The organism is Tautonia sp. JC769, assembly GCF_040717455.1.
Taxonomy (GTDB): domain Bacteria; phylum Planctomycetota; class Planctomycetia; order Isosphaerales; family Isosphaeraceae; genus Tautonia.
The window spans coordinates 1-1,164 of the sequence record NZ_JBFEFH010000070.1; the positions used below are offsets into that span (position 1 = coordinate 1).

Below are 1,164 nucleotides of genomic sequence, written 5' to 3' on the forward strand. Positions count from 1 at the left end.
CTAGTGCAGGATCACGCGGCTTTCTGTGTGAGCGGCTCGACGTAGTCGCAGCCGAAGTGCTCGCAGACCCGATCCACGACCTCGGCCGCCGTCAGCTTGCGATCCGCCTCCAGGATCGCCCGCTTGCCATGGAGCCAGCACGGCTCGATCGGGTTCAGCCACGGCGCCTTGATCGGCAGGCCGCAGGCGATGATCCGCACCCCGCCCTCGCGCTTCACCCGGCGGTTGTGCGCCTTGATCCAGGACCGCACCCGCCGGCTGACGTGCCAACTGGCGTTGTCCCAGACCAGCAGCAGGGCCGTCTTCCCCTCGGCCGCCAGCCGACCGCAGGCCCACTGCAAGAAGTCCTCGGTCACCTGGCTGACCGGGCGGCCCCGGACGAACCGCAGCAGCATCCCCCCGGTGTCGGCCCGCAGCAGCCCGTAGCAGCACAACGCCTTCGGGTCGGGGTCGTCCTTGGCCGCCGCCAGTCGCTCCAGCCGCAGCGGCTCGCCACCGGCCCAGGCGTGCAGGTCGGGCCGCGCCAGCCGGCTCCACCAGGTCTCATCCTGGAAGCCGAGCACCCAGTCGGGATGGGCCTCGGCCAGGCGGATCAGCCGGTCGCGCGCGTGCTTCTTGCGGGCGTACGCCGGGTCGGGGCTGGTGATCCAGTGCTTGGCCCGCCGCCAGCCGACGCCCAGGCGGCGCAAGGCCCGGCGGACCGCCTCGGTGCTGATGGGCCGCTCGGTCAGGCCCGTGTCGTAGCAGACCTCGGCGGCCAGCTTCAGGGTCCACAGGCCGGTGGGCTTGCCGAAGTCGCGGGGGCTACGGTGCAGCAGGTCCCGGAGCCGTTGATCGCCGGCGGGGTCCAGGACCAGGCGTGTCCGACGCGGGCGAGTGGACTTGGGGCGGAGGCAGGCGGTGCCCTCGGCGTGGAAGGCGCGGATGGCGTCGCGGACGGTCTGGACGGCGCAACCCAGGGCCACGGCGATCCGGGCGGGGCGATGCCCCTGGGCACTGGCCGTGAGGATCTGGCAGCGGCGCAGCGTGAAGGCCGAGGGCGAGCGCAGGCCGGCCTGAAGGCTCTGGTGCTCCTCGGTGGTCAACGGTCGGACGAAGAGGGGTGGTCTCATACCCTCTGTACGACCGTCACCTTGCACAGGATCAGTCGTGCCCCTGCACTAG

At 72.0% G+C, this 1,164-nt stretch carries 1 protein-coding gene; it reads right to left on the reverse strand.

From position 1 onward, the window contains the following. Window positions 1-11: 11 nt before the first annotated feature. Window positions 12-1,112, reverse strand: a complete 1,101-nt coding sequence (locus AB1L88_RS26895) for an IS630 family transposase (protein ID WP_367099806.1) — start codon at window positions 1,110-1,112, stop codon at window positions 12-14. Window positions 1,113-1,164 lie beyond the last annotated feature (52 nt).

Coding starts and splice junctions, on each gene's coding strand:
- AB1L88_RS26895 (WP_367099806.1), bottom strand. CDS start 1,112: ATGAGACCACCCCTCTTCGTCCGACCGTTGACCACCGAGGAGCACCAG.